Genomic DNA, 6,141 nt, shown 5'->3' with positions numbered 1-6,141 from the left:
TATATATGTCCAATCATCTCTGCCAGACTGTATTGTCTGGAGAAATATGCAATATTAGGACCAGGGCAAATGCTTACCGCCTTATTTTCTTTTTGTCTAAGAACATCTGATTTTAAGTAATTGGATGAACAGAGGCCTTCGCATAAGCAGGTTTTTTCGGTAATTAGATCGAGTTTTTTCTTTAAGACCTCTGGTTGCAGGTTTAAAATTTTTAGCTGCGCTATTTTAAGTCTTTGATATTGTCTTGAAGCCGTACATATAGGCTCTGCGGTAAATTCAACATTGCTGCAAAGATATTTTTTTGTGCAGGGACTTCCTGGACGCCCTTTAGCGATTCTTTCAATTCTTTGGATTTCCGCCGTACTTTTCCGGAAATTGTTAAACGGAACACCCAGTGGCGAAGCATTGCTCAGATAGAAGTCGCTTTCTGAGGCATTTGCAATATCATCAAGGGTTTGTTTATCTACATTTGTAGCTTCTGGTACCAAAAGAAAAGGACTTCCCCAGCCAGCTGCATCCAGGTTATAGTAGTTAATTAGAAATTGATGCTCCTGGGCAGTTCCAATACCCCCTTGATAGGTAACACGTTGCTGAGGTTTCCAATTTTCATCATGGTCTATTCCTTTTATCTTAAGTACATCCTGATATATCTCAAATAACTCTGCGAACAATTCTGTTCGATTCTCTTTAAATTCATGAAGTATTGGCCCCATAAGTAATCCGTCTGTAGCAAAAGCATGTCCTCCGCAATTCAAACCAGACTCTATGCGAAACTCTGAGACCCAGAGTCCTTTTTTCGCAAGTACTTTAGCCTGAATGATTGCTGAACGGTAATCGCTTACCTTCAATGTTATTTGTTTAGTAAACAGACCTTCAGCGTTAGGAAAGAAATCGCTAAAAGTTTCCATATAGGCGTATAATCTTTGATTCAGACCGGCCGATACAATCACAGAAGAGCTTAGTGTGCTTTTTGCGAAACCGCGGAGTGCAGCCAAAGCGTCAGTGTTTTCGTCGCCCAGATAAGCGCCATTCTGATAGTTTGCCTTATCTACTTTTGACATGATGTTTACGTCAATATTCCCTGCTATAATGCCCTCCTTTAGTTCATTTTGAAGTTTTTGCTTTTCATCACCCTGAGGCAACTCCTGCATCAGCCTGAATCTTGATTTTAATACAGAATTTTCCGGTAATAGCTCAAAATAGCTGTTCAGTTCACTGTGGCTTTCAAAGTCATGTTTCTTCAGCTCAGTAATTTGTTTATTTACGAGTCTATGCAGCAGATTTAAATACTCAGTTATCCTGAGTGAACGGCTATCAGGCCTATCTTTAGCTATAAAATCATACGGTTCACTGTTCAAGTCAGCATGATATTTCCGCATCCGCTCAGTAAGTTCGTCATCTACAATAGATACAACCGATGATATACCGTATCTGGCGACTTTTAGTGGAGTGTCAATAGAATAACCTAATCCAAGTACTGGAATGTGGAAAGTGTGCTGCATAAATAAAGTTTTATTTGGCAAAGAGAATTATATTAGCAATTGCAAAATATGACGATGGTCACTATTTACCATGATTTTGGTTATGTTAGGCCTGATCGTGCTTTTATTACATTTGTGTAAAGAAAAACTATGGACGGAGCTAAGCTGCTTAAGGCAATAATTGAGACTGCAATTGATGGAATTCTAACGATTGACCACAGAGGTATAGTAGAAAGTCTTAATCCTGCTGCGTTAAAGCTTTTTGGTTATACGGCTGAGGAAGTTATTGGAAATAACATCTCAATGCTAATGCCTGAGCCTGATAAAAGCGGCCATGACGGGTATCTTCACCGTTATCAAAGCACCGGTGAAAAGCGGATCATTGGCAAGGGCAGAGAAGTCAGGGGATTGCGCAAAGATGGCACAACCTTTCCTTTTCGCTTGGCAGTAAGTGAAGTGCGTTACGACCACCGAACGATATACACTGGTTTTATCCATGATCTGTCAAAGGAAAAAGAAGCAGAACAGCGGTTAAAGGAATATGCAGCTGAGCTTGAAAACCTTGTTGATGAGCGTACAAGATCATTAAAAGAGTTGGTTCAGGCATTAAGAGTTGCAAAAGAAGAGGTGAGTATTTCTCTGGTGAAAGAGAAAGAACTGAATCAAATGAAAAGCCGTTTTGTATCCATGGCCTCTCATGAATTCCGAACTCCTTTGAGCTCCATACAATTGTCTTCGGTTCTTATCGAAAAATATGCGGTACCGTATGACAATGAAAATATTAGAAAACATGTAAATAAGATAAAAAATGCCGTAGGTAATCTTACGACCATTTTGAATGATTTTCTTTCTCTTGAACGGCTTGAAGCAGGTAATGTAGAACCTTCCTTCCAGTCATTTGACCTGGTTAAGTTAGCTGAAGAAATAACCGAAGAGATGCAAATGATAGCTAAAGAAGAGCAAAATATAATTTATCAGCATACCGGTGTGGATAGTGTAGTTTATCTTGATCAAAACTTGCTTAAGAACTGCATGATAAACCTGATATCCAATGCGATTAAGTACTCCGGTGAACATACTTTTATTGAGTTTAATACCGAAATTACCGATAATGCATGCATCGTGACAATTAATGATAACGGTATTGGAATTCCTGAGTCAGATCAAAGAGATCTTTTTCAGCCATTTTTCAGAGCGAATAATACAGGGAATATTCCGGGTACGGGTTTGGGCTTAAACATTGTATTGAGGTATGCAACGTTAATGAAGGGGACCGTAGGTTTCACCAGTACGCTTAATAAGGGAACTAAGTTCACATTATCATTCAATAAATAGAGATGAGGGAAAAAACAAGGATACTTATTATCGAAGACAACAACGATATAAGAGAAAGCACTTCTGAAATTTTAATGCTTGGGAATTATGAAGTGTTCCAGGCAGAAAATGGCAAGCAGGGGATAGAACTTGCCATAAAATATTTACCTGATGTGATATTATGTGATATTATGATGCCCGAACTTGACGGGTATGGCGTATTGTATCTGTTGAGTAAGGCACCTGAAACATCTGCTATACCTTTCATCTTTTTAACCGCCAAGACCGAGCGGATTGATATAAGAAAGGGGATGGAAATGGGGGCGGATGATTATTTGACCAAACCATTTGATGATGTAGAACTTTTAAATGCCATAGAGAGCCGGATTAAGAAGAGAGACTTGCAAAAGCAATTATACAGTCAATCGCTTGATAAATTAGATAATCTTTTGAGTGGTAATAGAGGACTCGAGGAACTTTCAAAGTTAATTGCTGAGCGAAAGGTGAGACAAATCAAAAAGAAACAGGTTGTTTACTATGACGGAGATCCAGTAAATGGTATTTATCTTGTAATTTCCGGAAGCATAAAAACTTTTAAAGTTGCTGATGACGGTAGGGAATTATTAACCGGAATACATGGCGCAGATGAGTATTTTGGCGTTGCCGCTTTGTTAGCGAATGAGAACTACCGGGAAACAAGTGAGGCTATGGAAGATACCTCCCTGTGTCTTCTTCCAAAGGGATTTCTGGAACCCTTGCTAAATAAATACCCTGCAGTTGCATCTCAGTTTATCAGACTCTTAGCCAATAATATATTAGATAAGGAACAGCAGCTGCTTCAGCTGGCCTATCATTCAGTAAGAAAACGGATGGCAGAAGTTCTGATCAGGTTAAGTTCTAATAAAGAAACGGTAGTTGATACTGTGACATTAAGTATGTCTAGGGATAATTTGGCTTCAATGGCAGGAATGGCGACGGAAACTGTGAGCAGAATTTTAAGCGATTTTAAAGATGAGGGCTTGATTGAGCGAAAGGGGAGTCAGATCTTGATTCTTGATCATTTGAAATTACAGACCATGAAAAACTGACGAAGATCACTAATTTGATGTGATTAACCTCATTCTTTGCCAGTAAGCTACGACTTAATTTTGATAGATAAAATCAATAGAATGAGAGTTGTAGCGTATAGTATTAAGTCAACTGAAAAAGAGCCATTGGCGACAGCCAACCGCAAGAAACACGAAATTACACTGATATCCAATTCATTGTGTGCAGAAACGGTGTTTTATGCAGAGGGTAAGGACGCCGTTGTTGTGTTTACTGATGATGATGTTTCAGCCAATGTAATCCATAAGCTAGCTGATCTGGGTATTAAATATATTGCAACCAGATCAATAGATAGTTCACATATAGATCACAAGGAGGCTTCTAGTCACAATATTAAAATTGCCAGCGTTCCGCCCTGGGCGCTAAGTGGTATTCCMGAAAATGAACTTCCAATGGCACTTGCATCACAAACCATCAACAATTTGGATAAGTGGGAAGGTCGTAAATGCTTGGGAGAGGCCTGCATATGTTCCAGATCTTGTGATCAGCATCATAAAGAAGTTAACATAAAATCTGACAGGGATGATAAATAGCAGCTTGATCGACAAATACCGCGTTGCTGCACCAAGATATACCAGCTATCCTACCGTGCCATTTTGGGATGCGCAGCGTTTTGATAAAAATAAATGGATTAACAACCTCATTACTACGGTTCGCAATAGTACCGAAGGTTTAAGTTTATACGTACACTTACCTTACTGCGAAAGCCTGTGTACCTATTGTGGATGTAATACCAGGATTACCAAAAATCACGGTGTAGAAATTCCCTACATTAATGCTGTATTAAAAGAATGGGAAATATATCGCAGCCATCTTGGCATAAAGCCGATAATTAAGGAGATACATCTGGGTGGGGGAACACCAACTTTTTTTAGTCCTGAGCATCTGGAATTGTTAATTGATGGCCTTGTAAATCCCTCAGATTTACATGAAGATGCTGTGTTTAGCATTGAAGGTCATCCAAACAATACCACCGATGAACATCTGATCCTTTTATATAGACTGGGGTTCAGACGGATAAGTCTGGGTATTCAGGATTTTGATAAAAAAGTACAGGTTGTAATCAACAGGATTCAGTCTTACCGATCAGTTGAAAGGGTAACAAGGAAGGCACGACAGATAGGCTATCAGTCCATTAATTATGACTTGATTTATGGACTTCCGCTTCAAACCTTAACGGGTCTGGGCAAAACAATACAATCTGTATTAAGGTTAAAACCAGATAGAATTGCATTTTACAGTTATGCTCATGTTCCATGGATAAAACCCGGGCAGCGCAAATATACAGAAGAAGAGTTACCATCGGCAGAAATGAAAAGGAGTTTATATGAGCTGGGAAGAGCTAAGCTGATTGCCGGCGGTTATTCGGAGATAGGTATGGATCATTTTGCACTCAAAACCGATAGTTTATACCATGCCCAGCTGAATGGCCAGTTACACAGGAATTTTATGGGCTATACGGAACAATTCAGTACAGTCTTAATTGGATTAGGGGTTTCATCTATAAGCGATTGCTGGACGGCCTTTGCACAAAATGTAAAGAATGTTGAAGAATATATGAGTGTTGTTAGTAAAGGAGAATTGCCAGTTACAAAAGGCCACATTTTAAATGATACCGATCTTGTAATCCGAAAGCATATTTTGAATTTGATGTGTAGAGGGTATACATCCTGGAAAAAACCAGAAGAAATGCATGAGAAAGTAGACGAAGGAATTAAAAGAATGAAATGGCTGGCCCAGGATGGCTTGGTAATGCTTTCAGATCATGATGTCCGGATTACCCCGTACGGAAAAAGATTTTTAAGGAATATATGTATGGCCTTTGATGCCAGACTTTGGGCAAGCCAGCCCAGCACTCAATTGTTTAGCCTAGCAGATTAATATCGTTTTATCTGCATTCTGCTACACTGGAATTTGGTTTTTGTGGACTTAAATAGGGGATGTTTAATTCCAGTCCCCTTAATAAAAACCAGAAACCCAGAATTAGCATTGCATAAGGAACAACTTTATTGAGCGACCTTCTGAAAGTGAAACCAGAAAAACCGACAATAATTGCCGCACCCAGCATTAATGGTATTGTTCCTACTCCAAACCAAAACATATAAATGATACCTTGCTGAATGCTCTCCGTATTTAATGCTCCAGCTAATGCAAGATAAACGAATCCGCAAGGCAACAGGCCATTTATCATTCCAATGATCAGGTGATTTAATTTATGTTTAAAGGCATAATTGAATAG

At 39.1% G+C, this 6,141-nt stretch carries 6 protein-coding genes; 4 read left to right on the top strand and 2 right to left on the bottom strand.

Translation table 11 applies throughout. The features are described 5' to 3' along the window. Positions 1-1,502, bottom strand: a 1,502-nt coding sequence (locus AC1DG9_RS21740) for a hypothetical protein (protein ID WP_477635221.1), incomplete at its 3' end; no start/stop codon positions are given. A 129-nt stretch (positions 1,503-1,631) separates the two neighbouring features. Here AC1DG9_RS21740 and AC1DG9_RS21735 point away from each other — a divergent pair. The 4 genes from AC1DG9_RS21735 to hemN all read left to right on the top strand — a co-directional run bounded on the left by AC1DG9_RS21735 (position 1,632) and on the right by hemN (position 5,783). Then, the gene (locus tag AC1DG9_RS21735; RefSeq protein WP_172662619.1) at positions 1,632-2,816 is read left to right on the top strand and encodes a PAS domain-containing sensor histidine kinase; all 1,185 of its coding nucleotides are present in this window, start codon (positions 1,632-1,634) and stop codon (positions 2,814-2,816) included. 2 nt (positions 2,817-2,818) lie between these two features. Continuing rightward, positions 2,819-3,883, top strand: coding sequence for a response regulator (locus AC1DG9_RS21730; protein WP_288883684.1), 1,065 nt, complete (start codon positions 2,819-2,821; stop codon positions 3,881-3,883). An 81-nt stretch (positions 3,884-3,964) separates the two neighbouring features. Further along, positions 3,965-4,435 carry a Rossmann-fold NAD(P)-binding domain-containing protein gene (locus tag AC1DG9_RS21725; protein WP_337715993.1) on the top strand — a complete coding sequence of 157 codons (471 nt, stop codon included), beginning with the start codon at positions 3,965-3,967 and terminating at the stop codon, positions 4,433-4,435. Next, on the top strand, positions 4,425-5,783 hold the full coding sequence (gene hemN / locus AC1DG9_RS21720) for an oxygen-independent coproporphyrinogen III oxidase (RefSeq protein WP_288883685.1): 1,359 nt from the start codon (positions 4,425-4,427) through the stop codon (positions 5,781-5,783). Before AC1DG9_RS21725 ends, hemN begins: the two co-directional genes overlap by 11 nt. A 7-nt stretch (positions 5,784-5,790) precedes the next feature. Here hemN and AC1DG9_RS21715 read toward each other — a convergent pair. Next, positions 5,791-6,141: sulfite exporter TauE/SafE family protein (locus AC1DG9_RS21715; protein WP_477635220.1), on the bottom strand; the 351-nt coding region annotated here is incomplete at its 5' end.

The sequence above is a fragment of the Pedobacter sp. 05L430 genome, assembly GCF_056397585.1.
The sequence above is the reverse complement of the archived record's forward strand: the minus strand, read 5'-3'. Positions and strand labels throughout refer to the sequence as shown.

Coding starts and splice junctions, on each gene's coding strand:
- hemN (WP_288883685.1), top strand. CDS start 4,425: ATGATAAATAGCAGCTTGATCGACAAATACCGCGTTGCTGCACCAAGA.
- AC1DG9_RS21735 (WP_172662619.1), top strand. CDS start 1,632: ATGGACGGAGCTAAGCTGCTTAAGGCAATAATTGAGACTGCAATTGAT.
- AC1DG9_RS21730 (WP_288883684.1), top strand. CDS start 2,819: ATGAGGGAAAAAACAAGGATACTTATTATCGAAGACAACAACGATATA.